The following is a 21,887-nucleotide window of genomic DNA, read 5'->3' on the forward strand; positions in this document are numbered from 1 at the left end:
AGGTTCCCGTCGCAGTTCGTGCCGCTCGCGGGTGCGCCCGGCGGCACGAACTGCGAACCGGACGCCCCGCGACGGGTCGGAGGTCTACTTGACGCTGCCGGCGGTCAGGCCGCCGACGAGGCGCTTCTCGATGAGCATGAACAGGATGACGACGGGCAGGATCGCGACGATCGAGACGCCGAACACGTACTGCCAGCTCGTCTCGTACTGACCGACGAACTTGGTCAATGCGACCGAGAGCGGCTGGTTCTTGTCGGTCGAGAGGATGACGAGCGATGCGGCGAACTCGTTCCAGCAGGCGACGAACGTGAAGACGATGGCCGTCACGATGCCCGGCCAGACGAGGGGCAGGTTGATCTTGAACAGCACGGTGAAGCGCCCCGCGCCGTCGATCTGGGCGGCCTCGTCGATCTCCTTCGGGATGCCCGCGAAGAACGAGTGCATGATCCACACCGCGAACGACAGGTTGAACGCGGCGTTGATGAAGATCATCGCTGCCCACGTGTCGCTGAGTCCGAGCACCGTGAACTGGCGGAACAGGCCCGAGGTGAGCACGGCCGGCTGCAGCATCTGCGTCACGATCACCAGGAACAGGAAGACCATGCGCCCGGGGAACTTGAAACGGGCGGTGTAGTAGGCCGCGGGCAGCGAGACCAGCAGCACGAGCAGCGTCGCGAACACGGCGATGATGATCGTCGAGATGAGGTTGTAGGGCAGCGGCGTCTCGGGGGTCGACCACATCGAGATGTAGTTCTCCCAGTGCCACTCGATCGGCAGGTACGTCGGGTCGACCGAGCGGATCTGCGACTTCGTCTTCACGGAGCCGAAGAACATGATCAGGTACGGCAGCACGAAGATCGCGAGCACCAGGATGCCGGCGGCCATGCGCAGGATGACGCGGGGCAGCGTGACCTGGTCCTCGGTGTAGCGGCGCTTGCGTCCGGGGATACGAGGGGCGGCGTCATCGCCCGCGGTGGTGACGAGGGCGGTCTCGGTCAGGGTCATGATCAGACCTCCTTCATGGGCTTGACGGCCTTGACGTAGATCGCGACGATCACGATCACGATGAGGAAGGCGACGACCGAGAGTGCGCTCGCGACGTCGACTTTCTTCTGCAGCTCGATGTACTTGAAGATCATCGTCATGATCGTGTCGGCGCCGTATCCGGGGATCGACCCGGTCATCACCTTGAGGATCGGCAGCGAGTTGAAGACGTTGATGATGTTGATGAGGATCGCGACGGCGAGGGCGCTGCGCAGCTGGGGCACGACGACCGTCCAGTAGGTGCGGGTCGCGCCGGCGCCGTCCATCTTCGCGGCTTCGAGGGTGTCGGCCGGAACCGTCTGGAGGCCCGCGAGGATCGTGTAGGTCGTGAACGGCAGCGAGACGAAGATCGCGATAACGATCGACCAGGCGAAGGCGGTGGCCGGGTTCTTGGTCCAGCCGTAGCCGACCGCGTCGTCTGCGAGCCCGATGTCGTAGAGGAACTTGTTGAAGACGCCGAAGTACGGCTCGAGGCTGTAGTAGAAGACCATCGTCGTCATCACGACGGATGCCGCCCACGGCACGATCACGGCCATGCGGACGATCTGGCGACCGGGGAAGGCCTTGTTGAGGATCTGCGCGAGCCCGAGCGAGATCATCACGGTGAAGGTCACCACCGCGACGACCCAGATGATCGTGCGGAACATGATCGGCCAGAACTCGGCGAACGTGAACACGGTCACGAAGTTGTCGAAGCCGACCGAGCCCTTGTCGAGGCCCGAGAGCGAGATGTCACGGGTGGAGTTGAAGAACATCACCCCGGCGGGGAACAGGACCACGCCGATGATGAGGAGCAGGGCAGGCGCGATCCAGGGCAGCGCCTGGAGCAGGTCCTTCCCTCCCGGCTTGCCGCGGGCGGCGCCCGATCGGCGGCCCGGGGTGCGGGGGCGGCCGGTGGCCGCCCCCGCGAGGTTCGAGGATTCTTTCGTCTGGCTCATGGGATACCCGAACCTCTCCGTCTGCGGGGCTCAGCCCGCGTCGACCTGTGCCTGGATCTCGGCCAGGACGTCCTGGGCCGGCTTCGACTGCAGCTGGCCGAACAGCGACTTGAAGGCGCCGTCGGTGGCCGACCACTTCTCGTTCGTCGACGGGTAGAACTGCGCGTCGGGCAGGACCTCGAGGAACGGCGCGAGCGCCTCCTCACCGGCGAGCTGCTCGGCACCGGACTTGGTGACGGGCAGGAAGCCCTCTGCCTGCACCCACGGCACGTACACGTCTGCCGAGTAGTAGTAGTCGAAGAAGGCGGTGATCGCCTCCTGCTTGTCGCCGTCGTTCTGGAAGGCCATCAGCTGGTCCATGACGCCGAGGGTGAAGGGCGAGCCGTCCTTCGTCGGGATCGGGACGATCGAGTAGTCGAGCTCGGGGTTGCCCTCTTCGATCTGGCCGACCGTCGGCGGCAGGCCGACCTGCATGCCGATCTTGCCCTGGATGAAGATGTCCATCAGGGGCGAACGCTGCGTCGAGCCGGGGTCGGCCTGCGTCGCACCGGCGTCGATCATCTTCTTGATCTGCTCGGCGCCTTCGAGGTTCTCGGGGGTGTCGATCGTGATCTCGGACGCGTCGCCGAACGATCCGCCGCCGCCCCACAGCCACACGGCCGCTTCGGCCTGAGCCTCTTCGGAGCCGAGGGGCATGCCGTAGCCGGCCACGCCGCCACCGAGTGCCGACACCTTGGTCGCAGCGTCGAGCAGCTCGTCCCAGGTCGTCGGAGCCTCGACGCCGGCCTGCTCGAGCAGCGCGTTGTTGACGAACAGCGCACGGGCCGATGCGATCAGCGGCAGGGCGTAGGCCGTGCCGTCGACCTCGGCGTTCGCGAGGAACGCGTCCTGGAAGTCGGAGTAGGTCTCCTCCGACACGACGTCTTCGACCGGGTAGAGCAGTTCGTCGCCGACGAATCCGGCGAACGGACCGCCGTTGTAGATGTCGGGAGCCTCGCCGGCCTGGATCTTGGTGGAGACGACCTTCTCGAGGTTGTCCCATGACTGCACCTCGAGGTCGACCGTGATGCCAGGGTTCTCCTTCTCGAAACCCTCGATCACGTCTTCCCACAGGCCCTTGGTGGCGTCGGAGTAGCTGGGGACCAGAAGGTTGAGCGTCGTCTCGCCCTCGGCGTCTCCGCCGCCTCCTGTCGAGCCGCCGAACCCGCACGAAGCGAGCGTGAGCGTGGCGGTGGCCGCAAGAGCGACAGCACCGAATCGCAGTGACTTCTTCATGTGTATTGCATTCCTCACTGTGTAGGTGGTGCACAGTCGCAAGCACAGCACGCGACGATGCGTGTGATCGCCTCCCCCGGTGGCGGGACGATCGGTTCAAGCCGGGTCGGCTCGAGGAACCCTCCATGGACCGGATCTCCGGAGGGGCGGTGGAACTTGTTCGATTATTTGTCAGGAGAATAAACAAATCAAGAGGAACCTTGCAACGATTCCTAATGTCGACATACTATGATCGAATAAGCCGCTAAACAATCACAAACTTGCAACATCTGGTCCGGAGGGCCCGACATGACCGAACTTCTGCCCGGCGCACACATGCGCGAAGAACTGAATTCGCAGCCTGAGACCTGGGCCCGCGCGGCGGATCTCCGCGACGCGCAGGCGCTGCTCCCGGCATCCGGAGCCCGCATCGCCGTCGTCGGTTGCGGAACCTCGTGGTTCATGGCGCAGTCCTACGCGTTCCTCCGCGAGACCGCGGGCCAGGGCGAGACCGATGCGTTCGCCGCATCCGAGTCGTTCGTCGACCGCGGCTACGACGCGGTCGTCGCACTGACGCGTTCGGGCACGACGACCGAGGTGCTCGAGCTGGTCGAGCGCATCAAGGGCCGCGTTCCCACGATCGGCGTGATCGGCGACGAGACATCGCCGCTCGTCTCGCTCGTCGACGACGCCGTGCTGCTGCCCTTCGCCGATGAGAAGTCGGTGGTGCAGACCCGCTTCGCGACCACGGCCCTGGCACTCTTCCGTGCCTCGCTGGGTGAGGACCTCACCGCGGCGATCGCGGATGCGGCCGCCGTGCTCACGGCGGACTACGACGACGAGCTCCGCGACGCCGAGCAGTACTCGTTCCTCGGCCGTGGGTGGACGGTCGGCCTCGCGCACGAGGCCGCGCTGAAGATGCGCGAGTCGTCGCAGTCGTGGACCGAGTCGTACCCGTCGATGGAGTACCGCCACGGTCCGATCGCGATCGCCGCCCCCGGCCGCGTCACCTGGCAGTTCGGCGAGGCGCCCGAAGGCCTGGCCGCGCAGGTCGAGGCCACCGGAGCCCGCTTCGTGCAGCATCCGGTCGACCCGCTCGCCGACCTCGTGCGCCTGCACCGCGTCGCCCTCGACAGGGCCGTCGCCCGCGGGCTCGACCCCGATCAGCCGCGCAACCTCACGCGATCCGTCATCCTGGATGCATGACCCGACCCACCAGCGGAGCGATCGATGACCAGCACTGAGGATGCCGCGAGCATCGCCGACGTCGTGAGCGACGCGTCGGGCGAGCGGCTCGCCGCCGCGCGCCCGCTCGGTCACGGCGCGCCGGTGCTGGCGTTCGACGTGGGCGGCACCGACATCAAGTCGGCGCTGTTCGATGCCGACGGCACGGCTTTCGGCCTCCGCCGCACGCCGACCCCCGTCGCCGAGGGCGACCGCACGGAGGTGCTGATTGAGCGCCTGGGCGTGCTCGCCGCCGAACTGCGGGCCGACCACCCCGATGTCGTGCCGCAGGCGGCAGGACTCGTGGTGCCGGGGATCGTCGACGCGGAGGCCGGCCTCGGCGTCTTCGCGAGCAATCTCGGCTGGCGGAACTCGCCGCTGCGCGACCTCGCGTCGGAGAAGCTCGGTCTGCCCGTCGCGTTCGATCACGACGTGCGGGCGGCGAGCTGGGCCGAGCACCGCCTCGGCGGCGCCCGCGCCTACTCGAACTCCGTCGTGCTGGTCATCGGCACGGGCATCGCGGGCGCCCTGTTGGTGGGTGGCGAGCCGTACACCGCCGGCGGCTACGCGGGCGAGATCGGCCACTCGCCGATCGCCGAAGGACCGGTGTGCGCGTGCGGAGCGCGCGGGTGCCTCGAGGTCGTCGCGTCTGCCGGCGCCATCGCTCGCCGCTATCGCGAGGCGACCGGAATCAGCCCTGACGGCGCGAAGGACGTGATCGCCCGCGCGGCGGCCGGCGACCGCGTCGCCTCCGAGATCTGGAACTCGGCGCTCGACGCCCTCGCCCTGTCCCTCGCGCAGCTCACCGCCGTCATCGCCCCCGAGGCGATCGTGATCGGTGGTGGACTCTCCCGCGCCGGGGGAGCGCTCTTCGACGAGCTGCGGGCACGACTGGCGGAGCGTCTGAGCTTCCATCGCCTTCCTGAGCTCGTGCCGGCGGAACTGTCGGGCAATGCCGGCATCCTGGGCGCGGCGCTGCGCGCAAGGGAGCTGGCATGATCCTCACCGTCACCCCGAACCCCGCGCTCGACCTCACCTGGCACGTCGAGCGACTGACCCTCGGCGAGACCCACCGAGCGGATGCCGGTGCGGTGCGTGCCGGCGGCAAAGGCCTGAACGTCGCCCGGGTCGCCCACGCGCAGGGCGCCTCGGTGCTCGCCGTGTCGACGGCAGGCGGTCGCAGCGGTGTCGAGCTCGCCGCAGAGCTCGGGGCCAGCGGCGTGCCCCATCGCCTGGTCCCCGTGGTCGGAGCGACACGGCAGAGCATCGCGCTGGTCGACGAGACCCTCGGCGACACGACGATCGTGAACGAGCGGGGCGTGAACCCCTCCGACCCCGAGTGGGCTGCGATGCTGGGCGAGGTCGTCGATGCCCTTCCCGGCGCGCGCGTGCTCGTGGTCTCGGGCAGCCTGCCGCCCGGTGCTCCTGAGACGCTGCTTCCGCTGCTGATCGGCACGGCGCGGGACGCCGGTGTGCCCGTGATCGTCGACACCTCGGGTCCGGCTCTCCTGCACGCGGCGGATGCCGGAGCATCCGTGCTCAAGCCCAACGCCGCCGAGCTCGTCGAGGCGACCGGCATCAGCGACCCGGTCGACGGCGCGCGTTCGCTGATCGAGCGCGGCGTCGACCTCGTGCTGCTGTCGCTCGGCGCTGAGGGCATGCTCGCCGTCACGGCCTCCGACGTGCTGCATGCGCGCCTCGATGCCCCGCTGGCCGGCAACCCGACCGGTGCGGGCGACGCGGGAGTGGCCGCGTGCGCCGTGCTCTACGCCGACGGCATCCGGGATCCCGCAACGATTCTGCGACGCGCCACCGCGTGGTCGGCCGCCGCTGTGCTCATGCCGCTCGCCGGCGAGATCTCCGACGACTGGCAGGCGCTCGAGCAGCGCCTCGTCGTCGCCCCCTACAACTCCGCCCTTCGAGAGGACCCCCTGTGACCCTGGTCTCCGCCCGAGAGCTCGTGACGGATGCCGCAGCCCGCGGCGCCGGCATCGGCGCCTTCAACGTGATCCACCTCGAGACCGCCGAGGGGCTCGTACGCGCCTCTGCCGACGCCGGACTGCCGGTGATCCTGCAGATCTCGCAGAACTGCGCCGACTACCACGGCGGCCTCGAGCCGATCGCTCTGGCGACGCTCGCCGTCGCGCGGCGCGCGCAGACCCCGGTCGCGGTGCACCTCGATCATGCCGAGCGCCCTGAGCTCGTCGATGAGGCGATCGCCCTCGGCTTCGGCTCGGTCATGTTCGACGGCGGTGCGCTGCCGTACGACGAGAACGTGGCGCTGACCGCTGCCGTCGCCGAGCGGGGGCACGCGGCAGGCGTCTACGTCGAGGGCGAGCTGGGCGAGGTCGGCGGCAAGGACGGCGCCCACGCCCCCGGTGTGCGCACCGACCCCGACGAGGCCCGCGCGTTCGTCGCAGCGACCGGCGTCGACGCGCTCGCCGTCGCCGTGGGGTCGTCGCACGCCATGACGGACCGCACGGCATCCCTCGACCTCGCTCTCATCGCACGCCTGCGCGAAGCCCTCCCCGTTCCCCTGGTGCTGCACGGATCATCGGGAGTCTCGGACGCCGTGATCGCCGACGCCGTGCGCGCGGGCATGACGAAGATCAACGTCTCGACGCACCTGAACGGGTTCTTCACCCGCGCGATCCGCGCGACCCTCGACACCGATGAGAGGCTCGTCGACTCGCGCAAGTACCTCACCCCTGCGCGCGATGCGCTCGCCGGGGAGGCGGCGCGGATGCTGCGCCTGTTCGCCCTCGAGTCCACCGAGGTGGCGGGGTGAGTCACGCGATGCCGGGCAGGATGGTGACATGAAGCGCGCCGCCCGACTGAACGCGATCCTCGACCTGCTGGCCGCGGACGGCGAGGTGAACGTCGACGAGCTCGTCGAGCGCTTCGGAGCCTCGGCCGCCACGACGCGCCGTGATCTCGACTCGCTCGCCGAGCAGCGTCTGCTCACGCGCACCCACGGCGGGGCGGTCGCCCACTCGGTCGCCTACGAGCTGCCGATCCGCTACAAGAGCCACCAGCGCTCGCAGCAGAAGGAGAGCATCGCCCAGGCCGCCGCCGCCCTCGTGGCGCCGGGCATGGTCGTCGGGCTCTCGGGCGGAACCACGACCACCGCCATCGCCGCAGCGCTCGCCGCTCGCGACGATCTCGCCGCAGGCCCGGGCATCACGGTCGTCACCAACGCCGTGAACATCGCCGCCCAGCTCGCCACCAGACCCGACATCAAGGTCGTCGTGACCGGCGGGGTGATCCACTCGCGCAGCTACGAGCTGGTGGGTCCGTTCGTCGAGCAGCTGCTGCGCGGAGTGCGACTCGACATCGCCTTCATCGGGGTCAACGGGATGGATGCCGCGGCCGGCGCCACCACGCAGGACGAACGCGAAGCCGCGGTGAACCGCATGATGGCCGAGCGCGCCCGCCGAGCCGTGGTCGTCACCGACAGCAGCAAGATCGGCACCGTGGCGTTCGCGGCCGTCGGCGGCCCGGAGCTGTTCCCCGTTCTCCTGACCGACGACGGTTCCGACGACGCCGCGCTCGCCGCGTTCCGCGACGCGGGGTACGAGGTCATGACGGCCTGACCTGCCGATCGGTCCTCGGACCTCACAAGCAACGCGGTGCCGGACTCCTGGTGGGGATGCCGCGACCCCTCTCGCGACATCCCCGGAGTAGATGGTGTCCTGTCGTCCCCTCACACTCCCCAGTGCACGAGGGTTTCCCCAGTTCGACTGCGCCTCCCTCGCGCTTCGTTTCCGAAGCCCTTCGCTGGCACCTTCTGGAGATAAGGAGCGGGTCACCGATGTTCTGATACATCGACTGGAGAAAAGTTTCAGAGTCCGCTTCCGTGGCACTGGAAAGGCGCGCTGAGGCCTGTGGATTCGGATGCCGCGGCCAGCGCGTCCGCGGGCCTGGCGCCGGTCGCCAGCTCGGAGTGCACGGCCCCGAGCAGCTCGCAGGCGACGTCGTCGGCGACCACGACAGGAGCGGCGATGACGCAGCCGGTGCCGGCGTGCAGCCAGACGCGCGTCATGCCCAGCGCCTCCTCACCCCAGCGCACCGACGAGCGGCCGAGTTCGCACGCCGAGAGCACGACGGTCTCGGGCGGGCGCGAGATCAGGTCGACGTCGTACCCGAACAGGGTGCCGTCGACGAGTTCGAACCCTGAGAACAGCGGGTTGTCGACCGCATGACGACCGTGGGCGGCGATGTGCAACACGTCGACCTGCTCGGCGAGCTCGGTGACGGCACTGACCCGCGCGCTGTCGCCGGTCAGCATCCTGGCGCCTGCCCACGCTGCGGCGGCCCGGCGCACCTCCTCTTCGGCGCGCGCGACGCGGGGGCCGGTCGCGAAACCTGCCCGGGAGGCCTGTGGCGGGCGGCGATCGGAGCCGCCGAGCAGGCGAGACACCGACGTCGCGATGGTGAACGGAGTTCCGCGCATTCCCGGGAGCATCGCCCACGGGATGCCGCCCAGGATGCCGGGAACCGTCAGGGCCAGACGTGCCGCTCCTCCCGACGCCGCGCGCGCAGGTGCCAGGAGGGCCTCGTCGAGTCGTCGCAGTCTGTCGTCGAGCGAACGCGCCACGACGTGCGCCATCGGCCCGCCGTGGGTCAGAGCCGCCACGTCGAGGTCGGCGCGGAGTCCGTCGAGCGCGGCCTCGATGCGCGGCAGCGCCAGCTCGACGATCGACGAGCCGGATGTCGTCACGACGACGCACAGCAGCTCCTCGCGCGTGAAGACGTAGGCGAGGATCGCTGTGTCATCGTCGAGTCGCGCTCGGGTCTCGGAGAGACCCAGGCGTTCGTGGCTCTCGCCGACGCCGGTCGACGACCACTGGCGGTCACGTACTCGATCCCGCAGCTCGCGCACCCGGGCATCCGTCGTCCAGTCCGACCCCGCGAGGTCGGCGCGCAGCATCCGCAGCTCGGCGAGGTCGGCCGACAGTTCGGCATCGTGCGGCGGGCGCACCGGTGCGACCTGCTGGCTGAGATGCCTGGCACGCTCGGACCACTCGAACAGCACCTCGGGATCGCGCGATCGCGCGGCCGCGGCGAGACCGGCGAACATCAGCTCGGTGCCGTGCATGGCCACCGACGCCTGCAGGTCGAGCGCTCCGAACGACTGCTGCCACGTGGTGAGCAGGTCGAGGCCCTCGGCGGCGGCCCGGCGAGCATCGGCATCCCTGCCCCGTGCGGCGGCACGCACCGCACGCACCTCGTGCGCGCGCAGACGCAGCGGCGTCGGGGCGTCAGGGGTGAGTCGGGGCAGGCGACCTCCGTCGGCCAGCCGAGCGGTGAGCGACACCGCAGCCGCTTCGGTGCGGAATCCTCCCCGGGTGAGCGCGTCCACCGTGCGCGAGAAGTCCTCGGCGGCCGGCGGCTTCTGAGGTCGGGTTCGCAGCTGCGCCTCCAGCCGCACCGCGTCGGCGCGGGCGGCCCAGCTCGCGCTTCCCAGGGTGGCGAAGCGACGGGATGCGGTCGCCGCGGCACGCTCGGCGGACGATGCGTCGTGCCGCAGCAGCGATCGGGCGAGATGGAATTCGGCCTCGCCTCGCGCCTGCCGCATCCGCTGTGCGCCGAATCGCACCGCGACCGTGCCGAGCAGTTCTTCGGCCTCGGTCGTGAGGCCGGCATCGCGCAGCACCTCGGCCCGATCGAGGTCGCTGATCGCGGCGGCGAGGTCGCTGGTCGCGGCGAGGATCGGACGCGATCGGGTCATCAGCCCGAGTGCGGTGACGAGGTCGCCGCCGAGCAGCGCGGCGTAGCCGAGATTGTGGCGCGCTTCGGCCAGCGGCTCCTCGGCTCCGTGGGCCTCGTAGGCCGCGATCGCCCGCTGCAGATCGGCCGTGCAGGCGTCGAGCCGGTGCCTCTGCATACTGACGATCGACCGGCTCATCAGGCAGTTGGCGCTCTCGATCGAGCCCTCGTCGAGGCCGTCTATCGCCCTCGTGAGGAACAGGTCGGCGTCGTCGAGCCGTCCGCCGTGCATGAGCAACGTGCCGAGTTGGCCGTTCGCGAGGGCGACTGTCTCGTCGCTGAGGCCCGGCCGTGACAGCGCTTCGCGCGACAGTCGCTCGGCTTCCACCGGCTGGCCGGTCTGGGCGAGCACGTAGGCCATGGTCCCGTCGATGCGGGCACGCAGATCGGCGTCGTCCGTGCGCGCCGATGCGGCGGTCAGCGCACGCCGCGCCTGGGCGAACCGTCGGGAATTGGCTGCGTCGACGCCGCGCTGATGCAGCTCGAGAGCAGACAGGGGCATTGCACCAGAATGCCGGTATGTCTGGCCTCAGGGAAGGTGTGCTGTGATCCGACGCGCGCGGCTACCCTCCCGTCACGGGTGAAGGCAGGGTTTTGAGCACGGCGGAGACGGCCTTGGCCGCAGCATCCGCCGTGACGCCCTGTGCCGGCACGGAGCCCCACTGTGCCGCGATGCGCCCCGCGACATACGGAGCCGCGAACGACGTGCCGCTCCAGATCGAGAAGCCTCCGCGGTAGTCGTCCGGGTCGATCGTCTCGCGCCGCAGTCCGTCGACGTCCGCTCTGGTCGTCGCCTGCTCGCCTCCGACGAAGGCCGGTGACGTGCTCACGACGGCGGCGCCGGGGGCGTAGACCTGCACCCAGGGGCCGACGTTCGAGAACAGCGCGACCGACCGGCCCGACGGATTGAGAGCCCCGACCGACACATGCGGCGCAGCGTGATCACGGGAGATGCCGTTGTCGGCACCGGGCCACGGCCACAGCGATGCCGGGAACGACGGCCGGTCGATCGCGTCGTTGCCCGCCGAGCACACCACCACGCACCCCAGCTCTCGCGCCGCGGTGAGCAGCGCGTCGAGGGTCCGGCTGAACTGACCGTCGACCGGGGTCTCGTGGTAGTACCCGAGCGACAGGTTGAGCACGTCGATCGGATGCCCGGTCGACGGGTCCTCGCGGTGTCGCCGCAGCAGCTCGACGACCTGCGCGACGGTCGTCAGGAAGGTGCTCTCGTCGATCACGCCCAGTGCGCCGGCCATGCGGATCGACAGGATGTCGGCATCCGGCGCCGTCTGACGGATGATGCCCGCGATGAACGTGCCGTGCCCGGCGACGGCGTCGATCTCGCCGTCGAGCTGCCCGTAGAGATCCGGATAGACCTCGGGGTCTGCGTCGTCGGTGAGTCCGATCGGCACGCCGTCGATCTCGATGTGGCGGGTGACGATGTCGTCCGGCAGCCAGTCGTGCACACCGCATCCCGTGTCGAGCACCGCCACCACCGGACGTCGGCCGCGCTTCGGGGCCGCCGTGCGCCGGGGAGCCGGTCCGAGCCAGGTCACCGGCTGGCGCGCGCCGCGCCCCGGCTCGAGGTAGTCGTCGCTGCCTCCGGCCCCTCCGCCCGCGCCGCGCACCGGGTTGGTGCGGCTGAACGGGTTGGTGCGGCTGAAGGGATTCGTTCGGCTGAACGGGTTGAGTCCGACGGGGTCGATCGACAGCACATGCTCGAGGCTGGTTCGCGGCATCGACGTGCCGGAGCCGCGCCGCGCGCGCTGCAGCACGCGCCAGGCGTCCGGCGGCACCGGCGACTCGCCGCGGGTCGGCTCGTCGGGAGTGGTCAGGCGAGCGCGCAGGAACCCCGGCACGCCGGGGACCAGCGGATCAGCCGCGCGCAGAGCATCCGGCGAATCGATCTCGAGCGTCCAGCCGAACGAGCCGGCAGCATCGCGCAGCTCGCGGATCTCCTCGTCGTACTCCTCCTGACTGTTCTCCTGATCCTGCGTGATCAGCAGCCGCTCCTGCAGATACGCGGTGGGGAACGCCCTGACGCCCTCGACGGGTTCGACCGACGGGTCCAGCGCCGTCCCCCGTCTGATCGATCCCTCGGCCCGGTCCTGCCAGCTCCACCCCTTGGGCTGCTCCATCGTCGATCCTCTCCTCGCGGGCGGACCCGCGTCCTCTGCGGGATGAGCCCGCGTCCTGTGCGGGGGACCCCGCGGTGTGTGCGGGTCGGCCCGCTTCCGGTGAGTGAGGTCCTGCGTGGTGCGGGAGTCGCCCAGCGGTGGTGTGCACGGGGCGCCCCGTCATGCGCGGGTCGCCCCGCGGTCGATCACAACTCGAATTGCGGGGTCGTCAGGGTGCGCTCCTGGTCGCCGACCGTGGCGCTCAGGCGCACGCGGGTCAACCCGTCGGGCACGTCGTCGAACAGGAAGCGGCCGGTGTCGTTCGCCGTCGTCGTGCGGATGCTCTCGCCCTGAGCCAGTTCGATCGCACCCGAGATCGAGTCGACCCAGCCGTCGACCCGGTGCGCACCGCTCGCCGTGCGCGTGACATGCAGCAGGATGCTGGTCGTACCGTCGCTGAACTGCAGGGTGAGCGCGTCGGCGTCGCCGCGAACGGCTCCGAGCGGTTCCTCGATGAGGGTGAGCAGCGCGTACTCCTCCGACAGCCCCTCGGCTGCCACGGCCGCGATCATGCGGTCGATGAGGGCGGCCGGCATCGGGTCGACGTCGCGCCAGAGCGAACGCAGCTGCGCGAACAGCTCGGCATCCTCATGGTTGTCGCCGCCGTTGGCGCGATCGTTCTCGCTCATGAGCTGCCCTCCGTTCGTGGTGTCGGTGCGTCGAGCAGCTCGCGCAGCTTCGCGAGGCAGCGCTGGCGGGTGGGGCCGATGCTGCCGACCGGCATCGCGAGATCGGCGGCGAGGCGGGCGTAGTCCGGTCGCTCCTCGAAGGCGATCACTCGCAGCAGCCGCTGGCATCGGTCGGCGAGGAGGTGAACCGCTGCCCACAGCCGTCGCTTCTCGTCGCCGACGGTGGCGTGGTGCTCGGCCGACTGCTGCGTGGGAAGCAGTGCGTCGAGAGCATCCGACTCGGTTGTGTCGACCCTGTTCTGGGCCTTCCCGGCACGCCAGGCCTCGCGGCGAGCGGTGGTCGTCAGCCAGGCCGACACCGCCTTCGGATCACTGATCGAGCGGTGCCCGCGAACCAGCTGCAGCCACGTCGTCTGGACGACGTCTTCGGCCAGTGTGCGGTCGAGTCCGTAGGCGCGCACGACATGCCAGAGCACAGGCGTCATCAGCCGCACGAGGTCGTCCATCGCGCGGCTCTCGCCGTCCCGCCATGCGTCGAAGAACTCGGCGGCACGCCTCCAGCGTGCTGCTCCGTCGTCCGGTGCAGGATCGAGGGCGGCGCCGTCGGGTGCGCCGTCGATCATGAGTCCCATTGTGATCACACCGGTAAGGAGCACGGCAAGAGGCTCCTGATACATGGACTCGGTATGTTTTTTCGGGGTTCTGGCGGGATTCCGTCCCGGGGAGACGGATGCCGGGTGTCCGGCGACCCGTGCCGCGGGCGTTAGCGTGGAGTGGTGATCGCTCTCGCCGTCGTGCTCTTCCTCAACGCCGCCTTCAACGTGCTGGTGTGGCCCCGTTTCTACAAGCGCGTCGCGACCGACCCGCGGGCACGGGATGCCGACGGCAAGGCGACGGCGTTCCTCAAGGTGCACGCCGTGCTGATCGCGATCGCGCTGGTGCTCGCGCTCGTCTCGGTGATCGTCGGCATCGCGGCGCTCGCCGGAGCGCTCTGACGATCAGCTGCGGGTGACCGGCTGCTGGAGCTCGGTGATCCAGTCGGCCTGATCTTCGGACTCCGACTGCAGATAGACCTCACGGCAGGCGCCCTGCGCCGTCGCCCCGTGCGCGGCGATCGCCTGGTTCAGCGCGTGCCAGCTGTCATCGATCGTCGCCATGGTGCCGAGGTGCGTGGCGGTGAACGCATCGTCGACGGCGGGAAGCTCGACGATGACGAGGCCGTCGATCGCCGGCCCGTCATAGGTGAAGCCGACCGTGATGCGCACGCCGTGCTTGTTCATGTCGTACTCCGCGATCGGGAGCCCCGGTTCTCCGCCCGACGCGACGATCGCATCGGCCACCTGATCGAACAGCGGACCCACCACCCCCGCGACCTCGGGCTGTGAGGCGACGCTCTGGGTCAGCGCCGCGAGGCGGACGTAGGGAAGGGGCTTCTCGGTGATCTGCTCGGCGGACATCGTCGTCTCCTCAGCTCGTGGGTGCGTGCCGCCGATCCTACGCAGGGGCACGGACATCGGCTACCGTCGTCGATCCTGGTCGCTCGTCGGATCCGACTATCCCGCCCCGTCGTCCGACTCGTCCTCGTCCTCGTCCTCGTCGCGGTGGCCGCTGAGGATCAGGATGCGCCGCAGGTGCATGGCCGCGAGCACTCCCGGCCCCATCGAGCGGCGGGCGTCGATGGTCCGGTCGTCGACGGTCTCGAGCAGCAGCCTCACGGCGCGCGCGGCCTCACCCCTGACCCGGTGATCCTCGGGCGACAGGGGATCCTCTTGGGCGATCACCTCGGCGACGGCATGGCACGCGTTCGACAGCGGTTCGGGCAGCGCCGCGTCGAGCACCAGAGCCCCTGGGCGATCCCAGATGGTGTCGGCGATCTCGTCCGAGATGTCGCGGATCAGATGCGCGATCCTGTCGAGCCGGGCGAGCTCGGCGTGGATGTGTCGCGTCTCCCCCCGTCGTCCCAGCGCCCGTGGGTTGCCTCGCCGGCTGTCGTCGGCCTCCGACAGGGCCGTGCGCAGCTCCGCCGTCGTGTCGGCGAGCGAGGCCGCATCATTGGCCCACTGCTGGTGCTCGGGCGGCCACGACTCCGAGACCGCCGACCCGATGTCGTGCAGGTGCTCGCTCAGCTGCGTGCGGAACGCGTCGACCTTGGCCGCGGCGGCGAGGGTCAGCGGCGCCGGCGCGATCACCAGGTTCACGAGGAGTCCGACGACGACGCCGACCGCCGTCTGCACCAGGTACCCGATCGAGTAGTCGTCAGCATTCTGGCCGCCGATGATCAGCACGAAGAGCGCGGCCATGGGCACGTACTCGCGGCCGACGCCGAACCACCCCGTTCCCGAGACCAGCACGCCGATGCCGACCACGGCCGGGATGGTCCACCACGTCGGGCCGACGGTGAGCACGACGATCGCTGCCAGTCCGATGCCGGTGGCGAGTCCGAGCAGGGTCTGCAGCCCCGACCGCACCGACCCCATCAGCGTGGGATACATGCTCACGAGGGCGCCGAGCGGCGCGTAGTACGGGTACTCGTCGGTGACGCCGGGCATGTGCGGGGCGATCAGCCACGCGAGTCCGACAGCCAGAGCGGTCTTGGCCACGAGCAGCAGCCGGGCCGGGTCGACCGCCTCGCGCAGTGAGCGCACGATGCCGGGACGGCGCGCGCGCACTCGTGTCCTGATGTTCGTCACGGCATCCTCTCGTCATCCTCCCCGAAGGGTGACGCTAGCCGCTCGGCATCCGTTCACGCATGTGCTTGCGTCCGGCGGCGAGGGCGAGTAGCGGTCGCGGCGGGTCGACGCCGGCCGCCCCTCTTCGGAGCGACCGGCGTCGAGTGATCAGCGGACGATCAGGGGATGGCCCGGCGGAACGCGAGGAACGAGATGCCCGCCAGCACCGCGGTCACGACGAGACCCCACAGTGCGAGACCGAGAGCTCCGGCGTCGAGGATGCCCCGCCACACCTCGTCCCACAGCTCGAGCCTCGTCGCGAGGAACGCGAGACCCACGAGCACGAGACCGAGCCCGACGCCCGCGATCGTGAGCACGGTGGGTCCCCAGCTCTTGTAGATCGTCGCCCCGGTGAAGCCGACGACGAACAGGAACAGGGCGAGCGTGAAGTAGACGGTGAATGCTCCGAGCGGACCCGCCTCCCACAGCCACGGCAGGTAGAACACGTAGCCGTTCACGCCGTAGCCGTTCGTCAGCGTCTCGATTCCGCCGCCGATCAGGAAGACGACGCCCATGAGCGCACTGCCGAGGATCGCGGTGAGCAGCGTGCCGAAGAAGAAATCGCGCCGCGTGATGCTCATCGCCTGCGAGAACGGGAAGGTGAGTGTCATGGCCGAGAGGCCGATCGCGAAGAAGTACCAGAGCGGAGCCTGGCCGCCACCGCCGTACTTGGGGGTGTCGACGGGGATCATCGCGTAGATCAGCACCGAGATCACGACCGCGGAGCCGAGGATGATCAGCGGCACCCAGATGAACGTCTGACGGTTGATGAGCTGCAGACGGATGACGTTGAGTGTGCGTCGCATCAGCGCACCTCCTCTTTCGCGACGGAGGCTCTGGTGGCTGCGCCCGCCTCGGCCTTCTGTGTCAGACGGACGATCAGCTGCTGCAGCGACACCGGGGCCAGATCGAGACCGGATGCCGTGAGCTCGGCGCGCTCGGCGGCCGACAGCGCTCCGAGTACGGTGACGGATGCCACTCGGCCGAGCGCCTCGCGGTGCAGGACCTCACGGTCTGCCGCCCACGCGTCGACCTTGACCGCATCGCCGACTACGGTGACGGCGCGGTCGCGCACGGCATCCGTGTCTTCGTTGAGGAGGATCTTGCCGTTGTCGATCACGATGACCTTCTCGATGAGGTTCGAGACCTCGTCGATCAGGTGCGACGAGAGGACGATCGTGCGCGGGTGCTCGGCGTAGTCCTCGAGCAGGCGGTCGTAGAAGATCTGCCTGGCGACCGCGTCGAGCCCCAGGTACGGCTCGTCGAAGAAGGTGAGCTCGGCGCGCGACGCCAGGCCGATGATGACCCCGACGGCCGAGAGCTGTCCGCGGGAGAGCTTCTTGATGGTCTGCTTCATCGGCAGCTGGAACTGCGCGATGAGCTCGTCGGCCAGCTCCTGATTCCAGTTGCGGAAGAACAGGCTCGCCGCCTTGAACGCGTGACGCGGGTAGGCGTCATCCGGATACTTCTGGCTCTCGCGCACGAAGCAGATCCGGTTGAGGACGTGCGTGTTCTCGTAGGGGTGCTCGCCGAAGACGCGCACGGTGCCGGAGGACTCGAAGTTCTGCGCGGTCAGGATCGACATGAGCGTGGTCTTGCCCGCGCCGTTGCGGCCGAGCAGTCCGTAGATCGCGCCGCCCTCGAGGCTGAGCGACACGTCGTCGAGCGCGTTCTTCTCCTTGTAGTGCTTGGTGAGGTTCTGGACCTCGATGACGGCGGTCATGCGGTGGTCTTCCCTTCTGTCTGGTCTTTCTGCTGTGTCTGGGTCGCGCGCTCGTGCAGCAGCGCGACGAGGTCGTCGGAGCCGAGGCCCAGTGTGCGGGCCTCCGCGATGAGCGGTTCGATGTAGCGGTCGGCGAATGCGGCACGGCGCTCGCCGAGCAGCAGATCCTTCGCCCCGGCGGCGACGAACATGCCGATGCCGCGGCGCTTGTAGAGCACTCCCTTGTCGGTGAGCATGGCGACTCCCTTCGCTGCCGTCGCGGGGTTGATCCGGTAGAAGCCGGCGAGCTCGTTCGTCGAGGGCGCCTGCGATTCCTCCTCGAGAGAGCCGTCGAGGATCGAGTCCTCGATCTGCTCGGCGATCTGGAGGAAGAGCGGCTTGCCTTCTTCGATCACGAGTCCTCCGCTGCGGTTAGTGGGTTAGTTACTAGAGTAGGTAACCACTGAACCGCGGCTGTGTCAACAGTCGTTTCGGGCAGACAGCCATGCGGGGTCAGTTCTGCATCCGAAAGGCCGCGTTGCGGTGCGGAAGTGACCCCGCACGGCTGGTGCGGTGCGAAGCGGCTCAGCCGCGCAGGTCCCGGGCGCGCAGCGCGACGGCCGAAGCTGCGGCGAAGACCACGGCCAGGCCCCAGGTGAGCGCGAGTCCACCGGCATCCACGCCCTCGGCGAGGGGCGGCTGACGGTACACCCAGGCGTAGGGCGAGAGCGCGTTCAACCATTCGAGGTCATCGGACTGCTTCGCGAGGGCCTGCAGGACGTAGCCGACCACGGCAATTCCCGCGCCGGCGCCGGTCGCCCAGATGCGGCGACCCGTCGCTGCTCCTACGAGCAGAGCGGCGGATGCCGTGAGGAACGAGAGTCCGGTGAGCGCGGCGCTCGCTCCGACGATGCGCCAGCCGTCGAGGCCGAGTTCGGCCGAGTCGTTCAACGCCCAGAGGACGAGCCCCGAGAAGACGCCGAGCCACAGCAGTCGCACGAGCACGGCGAAGGCCGACTCCAGCGCATACCGGCCGCGGCCGATGCCGTGCGCGAGGTCGAGTTCGGCCCGTCCGCTCTCCTCCGCGCCGGCGATGGCCGCCGACCCCCACGTCACTGCTGCGATCGTCAGCAGAAGGAAGCCGATCAGGCCGAAGAACGTGCTCTGCGCGTATCCCGCGCCGGTCGCGATCTGGTCGTACCCGAGGGTGCCGACGAGTTCCTTCGGCAGCGACGAGATCATGGCCTCTAGCTGGCCGTCTCCGGCGAGGCTCGGGTACAGCGGCAGATAGAGGAACAGCACCGCGGCGAGGCCGGCAGTCCATCCGAGCAGGCTTCGCCAGGACTCGCGCAGGCTGCGTCGGAACACGGGCAGGATGCCGTTCATCGCGGCTCCTCCCTGTCGCGCCGCGATCGTCGGGTCGCGGGTCGGGCCGATGCCGGAGTGACAGAGGAGCCGTAGAGCCGCAGCACGGACTCCTCGAGGTCCGGTTCCTCGACGGTGAGGTCGCGCACCTCGAACGGCGCGAGCGCCTTGATGAACGGGTCGATCGCGCCGTCGACCGTGCCGGACAGCTGCAGGATGCCGCCGGCATCGTGCGCGTCGATGCCGGTGAGCCCCGGCACCCGGTCGAAGCCGGCGCGCGCTGCCGCGGCATCCGTCGTCGCGAGCTCGACGCGCACCCGGCGGATCGAGCCCAGTCGCAGCGAGGCGACGTCGCCGTCGGCGACGACCCGTCCGTTCGCGAGGACGGCGACTTCGTCGGCGGTCTGCTGGATCTCGCTGAGCACATGCGAGCTCAGCAGCACGGTCTGCCCGGCATCCTTCGCCTCGCGGACCATCTGCAGGAACTCGCGCTGCACGAGGGGATCGAGGCCGCTGGTGGGCTCATCGAGGATCAGCAGCTCCGGACGATGCATGAACGCCTGGATCAGCCCCACCTTCTGCTTGTTGCCCTTCGACAGGGTGCGCACCGGTCGTGACAGATCGACGCCGAGACGGTCGCCCAGGTCGCGTGCGGTGCGCAGGGTCGCGGCGGAGTCCCGTGAACCCGAGACCTGAGCGTAGAACGCCAGCATCCGGTGTCCGCTCGTGCGCCCCTCGAGGTGCAGCTCGCCCGGCACGTAGCCGATGCGCCGCCGCAGAGCGGCACCGCCGTGACGCGGGTCCTCGCCGAGGATGCGCACTGTGCCGGAGGACGGACGGATGATGTCGACCAGTGTGCGGAGCGTGGTGGTCTTGCCCGCGCCGTTCGGTCCGATGAGCCCGAACACGGTTCCCGGACGAACTCGGAGGTCGAGCTCGTGCAGCGCGACGCGGCTGCCGAAGCGCTTGTGCAGACGTTCGATCTCGATGGTGTCGGTCATGATGCGTCTCCTTCCGGGGTGGGACCCTCTGTTCCGAGGGCTTCGCGCGCACCGTCGAGCAGCGCGGTCGTCGAATAGATGCCGTGGGTGAGCAGCTCGAGTGTGGGCAGCGTCGTGCGTCGCAGCCCGGCCGGGCTCAGTTGATCAGTGCCCAGGGCCCGGGCGATCTGAGCGCGCATCACGACCGGCGCCAGGCCGATCAGGGTGAGGGTCAGCGTCGTCATCTCGGGGTCGCTCATCGGCTCGAGCATCCCCGCCTCGCGCTGCTCGGCGAGCACATCGCGCGTCCTCGCGAGGAAGCTGTCGAACAGCCGATCCGCTGCCGGAGAGCCGTCGATCAGCATCCGGGCGAGGTAGTCGATATAGGGCCCGTATCGGCCGAGGTCGTTCAGCGCGGTGCGGATGCGGTCGCCGGTCGGGGCCGTGATGAGGTCGTGCTCCTCATCGGTGAAGACGCCGACGACGTAGTCGTCGCACTTCGTGCGCAGGGCGTTCTTGTCGCCGAAGTGATGCACGATCAGCGCGGCGCTGACTCCGGCCTCCGTGGCGATCGCGCGAAGGCTGGTGGCATCGAAGCCGTTGCGCGCGAAAGCGGCGATGGCAGTGTCGCGGATGCGGGCACGAGCGGTGAGATCGTCGGAAGCTGAACGCATGTACAGCACACTAAACAGATGTTCAGCCGCGGTCAAGAGGGGTCGCTCGTACTCTGGAGGAGTGGACTTCCCCTACAGCCGCCTGCGCCGCTGGCCCGACGTCGAGGCCGACAATCTGCAGGCGCACGACGCGACCGACCTGCTGCTCGTCGAGCGCGCGCTGGCGCCGGAGTTCTCCGGTCTCTCGGGGCGCGAGATCGCGGTGATCGGCGACGAATACGGGGCGATCACACTCGCGCTGACGGACGGCGGACTCGACGGCATCCGCGTGCATCAGGACCTCGCGACCGGGCGACGCGCGCTCGCCCGCAACGCCGAGGAGCTCGGGCTGTCGGGATTCTCCACTCACGAGCTCGACGCCGCTCTGCTCGACGGCGCGCGGCTCGTGCTGCTGCAGCTGCCCAAGGCGCTCGCCGAGCTCGAGGAGATCGCCGATGCCGTAGCGCGTCGGGCCGCCCCGGATGTGGTGCTCGTCGCCGGCGGGCGCGTGAAGCACATGACCATCACGCAGAACGAGGTGCTCGCGCGGAGCTTCGAGACGGTGCAGGCGCAGCGCGCCGAGCGGAAGTCGCGGCTGGTGGTCGCGTCCGAGCCGCGGCCGGCCCCCGCTGAGCCGCCGTTCCCGGTCGCGGAGCGGCATGACGGGCTCGTGCTCGTCGCGCACGGCGGCGCGTTCGCGGGGGCGAAACTCGACATCGGCACGCGGGTTCTGCTCGAGGTGCTCGGTCTCGATGAACAGCCGAGCCCGGCTCCGATCGTCGTCGACCTGGGCTGCGGGACCGGCGCGCTCGCGGCCTCCTACGCCCTCGCGCACCCGGAATCCCGCGTGATCGCCACCGACCGATCTGCGGCGGCCGTCGCCTCGGCCCGCGCCACGATGGTCGCGAACGGCGTCGACGATCGAGTCACCGTCATGCACGACGACGCCGGCTCGGAGATCGCCGACGCGACTGTCGACGTCGTGCTGCTCAATCCGCCCTTCCACCTCGGCAGCAGCGTGCACACCGGGGCAGCGACCCGACTGTTCGAGGCCGCCGCCCGCATCCTCCGCCCCGGCGGAGAGCTCTTCACGGTCTTCAACTCGTCGCTCGGGTACCGCGCCGAACTGACCCGGCTCGTCGGGGCGACCGAGCAGCTCGCGCGCACCCCGAAGTTCACGGTCACGCGCAGCATCCGGCGCTGATCCGTCGCCGACTGGGCGTCGTTCGGTCACACGCACTTCCCGCGGCCGAATGCTCGGGATCGGGCCGACGCAGGCGCGAACGGCCGACCGAAATCGCCGACCAGAACCGCGCCGCGACCGCGTCCGAAACCCGCGCAATCCCCCGGTCAGCCGACGAAACTGAACGGCACTAGGGATCGTGGATTTGCCCCTGACCGGCCATTTCGTTACGTTGGTTGG

At 69.5% G+C, this 21,887-nt stretch carries 22 protein-coding genes; 7 read left to right on the forward strand and 15 right to left on the reverse strand.

All coding sequences use genetic code 11. From position 1 onward, the window contains the following. Window positions 1–84: 84 nt before the first annotated feature. From AKG07_RS13230 to AKG07_RS13240, 3 genes are read right to left on the reverse strand one after another with little or no spacing between them, the layout of a single operon-like run. Complete coding sequence (locus AKG07_RS13230) at window positions 85–1,005, reverse strand: carbohydrate ABC transporter permease (protein WP_171821966.1); 921 nt, start codon at window positions 1,003–1,005, stop codon at window positions 85–87. Between the two features lie 2 nt (window positions 1,006–1,007). After that, window positions 1,008–1,982 (reverse strand): carbohydrate ABC transporter permease, encoded by a 975-nt coding sequence (locus tag AKG07_RS13235; protein WP_053098347.1) that lies wholly within the window; start codon window positions 1,980–1,982, stop codon window positions 1,008–1,010. 30 nt (window positions 1,983–2,012) lie between these two features. Next, a complete protein-coding gene (locus tag AKG07_RS13240) occupies window positions 2,013–3,257 on the reverse strand; it encodes an extracellular solute-binding protein (protein ID WP_053098348.1) in 1,245 nt (414 codons plus the stop codon). 288 nt (window positions 3,258–3,545) lie between these two features. On the opposite strand from AKG07_RS13240, the gene AKG07_RS13245 reads away from it, so the two are divergent. The 5 genes from AKG07_RS13245 to AKG07_RS13265 are packed head-to-tail and all read left to right on the forward strand — an operon-like array spanning window position 3,546 to window position 8,053. Beyond that, window positions 3,546–4,442, forward strand: a complete 897-nt coding sequence (locus AKG07_RS13245; RefSeq protein WP_053098349.1) for an SIS domain-containing protein — start codon at window positions 3,546–3,548, stop codon at window positions 4,440–4,442. Window positions 4,443–4,466: 24 nt separating this feature from the next. After that, window positions 4,467–5,459, forward strand: coding sequence for an ROK family protein (locus tag AKG07_RS13250; RefSeq protein WP_082297939.1), 993 nt, complete (start codon window positions 4,467–4,469; stop codon window positions 5,457–5,459). After that, on the forward strand, window positions 5,456–6,397 hold the full coding sequence (locus tag AKG07_RS13255) for a 1-phosphofructokinase family hexose kinase (protein ID WP_053098350.1): 942 nt from the start codon (window positions 5,456–5,458) through the stop codon (window positions 6,395–6,397). Before AKG07_RS13250 ends, AKG07_RS13255 begins: the two co-directional genes overlap by 4 nt. After that, window positions 6,394–7,248 carry a class II fructose-bisphosphate aldolase gene (locus tag AKG07_RS13260; RefSeq protein ID WP_053098351.1) on the forward strand — a complete coding sequence of 285 codons (855 nt, stop codon included), beginning with the start codon at window positions 6,394–6,396 and terminating at the stop codon, window positions 7,246–7,248. The genes AKG07_RS13255 and AKG07_RS13260 overlap by 4 nt, the downstream gene beginning before the upstream one ends. 28 nt (window positions 7,249–7,276) lie before the next feature. Next, the gene (locus AKG07_RS13265) at window positions 7,277–8,053 is read left to right on the forward strand and encodes a DeoR/GlpR family DNA-binding transcription regulator (protein ID WP_053098352.1); all 777 of its coding nucleotides are present in this window, start codon (window positions 7,277–7,279) and stop codon (window positions 8,051–8,053) included. A gap of 248 nt (window positions 8,054–8,301) precedes the next feature. Here AKG07_RS13265 and AKG07_RS13270 read toward each other — a convergent pair whose 3' ends face one another. The 4 genes from AKG07_RS13270 to AKG07_RS13285 form a co-directional block, all read right to left on the reverse strand. Next, complete coding sequence (locus AKG07_RS13270) at window positions 8,302–10,731, reverse strand: CHAT domain-containing protein (RefSeq protein ID WP_053098353.1); 2,430 nt, start codon at window positions 10,729–10,731, stop codon at window positions 8,302–8,304. A gap of 61 nt (window positions 10,732–10,792) precedes the next feature. Then, the gene (locus tag AKG07_RS13275; protein WP_053098354.1) at window positions 10,793–12,367 is read right to left on the reverse strand and encodes a S8 family peptidase; all 1,575 of its coding nucleotides are present in this window, start codon (window positions 12,365–12,367) and stop codon (window positions 10,793–10,795) included. A 185-nt stretch (window positions 12,368–12,552) separates the two neighbouring features. Continuing rightward, window positions 12,553–13,035 (reverse strand): hypothetical protein, encoded by a 483-nt coding sequence (locus AKG07_RS13280; RefSeq protein WP_053098355.1) that lies wholly within the window; start codon window positions 13,033–13,035, stop codon window positions 12,553–12,555. Then, complete coding sequence (locus AKG07_RS13285; RefSeq protein ID WP_233277273.1) at window positions 13,032–13,658, reverse strand: RNA polymerase sigma factor; 627 nt, start codon at window positions 13,656–13,658, stop codon at window positions 13,032–13,034. Before AKG07_RS13285 ends, AKG07_RS13280 begins: the two co-directional genes overlap by 4 nt. A gap of 153 nt (window positions 13,659–13,811) precedes the next feature. Here AKG07_RS13285 and AKG07_RS13290 point away from each other — a divergent pair, with 153 nt between their 5' ends. Then, on the forward strand, window positions 13,812–14,030 hold the full coding sequence (locus tag AKG07_RS13290) for an SCO4848 family membrane protein (protein WP_222839149.1): 219 nt from the start codon (window positions 13,812–13,814) through the stop codon (window positions 14,028–14,030). A gap of 3 nt (window positions 14,031–14,033) precedes the next feature. On the opposite strand, the gene AKG07_RS13295 is transcribed toward AKG07_RS13290, so the two are convergent. The 8 genes from AKG07_RS13295 to AKG07_RS13330 form a co-directional block, all read right to left on the reverse strand. After that, window positions 14,034–14,492, reverse strand: a complete 459-nt coding sequence (locus tag AKG07_RS13295) for a GyrI-like domain-containing protein (protein WP_053098358.1) — start codon at window positions 14,490–14,492, stop codon at window positions 14,034–14,036. 96 nt (window positions 14,493–14,588) lie between these two features. Then, window positions 14,589–15,725: an FUSC family protein gene (locus tag AKG07_RS13300; RefSeq protein WP_053098359.1), complete on the reverse strand. Its 1,137-nt coding sequence runs from the start codon at window positions 15,723–15,725 to the stop codon at window positions 14,589–14,591. A gap of 158 nt (window positions 15,726–15,883) precedes the next feature. Continuing rightward, window positions 15,884–16,570 carry a hypothetical protein gene (locus AKG07_RS13305; RefSeq protein ID WP_053098360.1) on the reverse strand — a complete coding sequence of 229 codons (687 nt, stop codon included), beginning with the start codon at window positions 16,568–16,570 and terminating at the stop codon, window positions 15,884–15,886. Further along, window positions 16,570–17,487, reverse strand: coding sequence for an ABC transporter ATP-binding protein (locus tag AKG07_RS13310; protein ID WP_053098361.1), 918 nt, complete (start codon window positions 17,485–17,487; stop codon window positions 16,570–16,572). The genes AKG07_RS13305 and AKG07_RS13310 overlap by 1 nt, the downstream gene beginning before the upstream one ends. Further along, the gene (locus AKG07_RS13315; RefSeq protein ID WP_053098362.1) at window positions 17,484–17,882 is read right to left on the reverse strand and encodes a GntR family transcriptional regulator; all 399 of its coding nucleotides are present in this window, start codon (window positions 17,880–17,882) and stop codon (window positions 17,484–17,486) included. The genes AKG07_RS13310 and AKG07_RS13315 overlap by 4 nt, the downstream gene beginning before the upstream one ends. A 169-nt stretch (window positions 17,883–18,051) precedes the next feature. After that, window positions 18,052–18,852, reverse strand: coding sequence for an ABC transporter permease subunit (locus tag AKG07_RS13320; protein ID WP_053098363.1), 801 nt, complete (start codon window positions 18,850–18,852; stop codon window positions 18,052–18,054). Beyond that, complete coding sequence (locus AKG07_RS13325) at window positions 18,849–19,832, reverse strand: ABC transporter ATP-binding protein (protein ID WP_053098364.1); 984 nt, start codon at window positions 19,830–19,832, stop codon at window positions 18,849–18,851. Before AKG07_RS13325 ends, AKG07_RS13320 begins: the two co-directional genes overlap by 4 nt. After that, on the reverse strand, window positions 19,829–20,485 hold the full coding sequence (locus AKG07_RS13330; protein WP_082298066.1) for a TetR/AcrR family transcriptional regulator: 657 nt from the start codon (window positions 20,483–20,485) through the stop codon (window positions 19,829–19,831). The genes AKG07_RS13325 and AKG07_RS13330 overlap by 4 nt, the downstream gene beginning before the upstream one ends. Window positions 20,486–20,546: 61 nt before the next feature. Here AKG07_RS13330 and AKG07_RS13335 point away from each other — a divergent pair, with 61 nt between their 5' ends. After that, window positions 20,547–21,668: a class I SAM-dependent methyltransferase gene (locus AKG07_RS13335; protein WP_053098366.1), complete on the forward strand. Its 1,122-nt coding sequence runs from the start codon at window positions 20,547–20,549 to the stop codon at window positions 21,666–21,668. The last annotated feature ends 219 nt before the right edge of the window (window positions 21,669–21,887 follow it).

The organism is Microbacterium sp. CGR1 (genome assembly GCF_001266755.1).
In the GTDB taxonomy this organism is placed as follows: Bacteria; Actinomycetota; Actinomycetes; order Actinomycetales; family Microbacteriaceae; genus Microbacterium.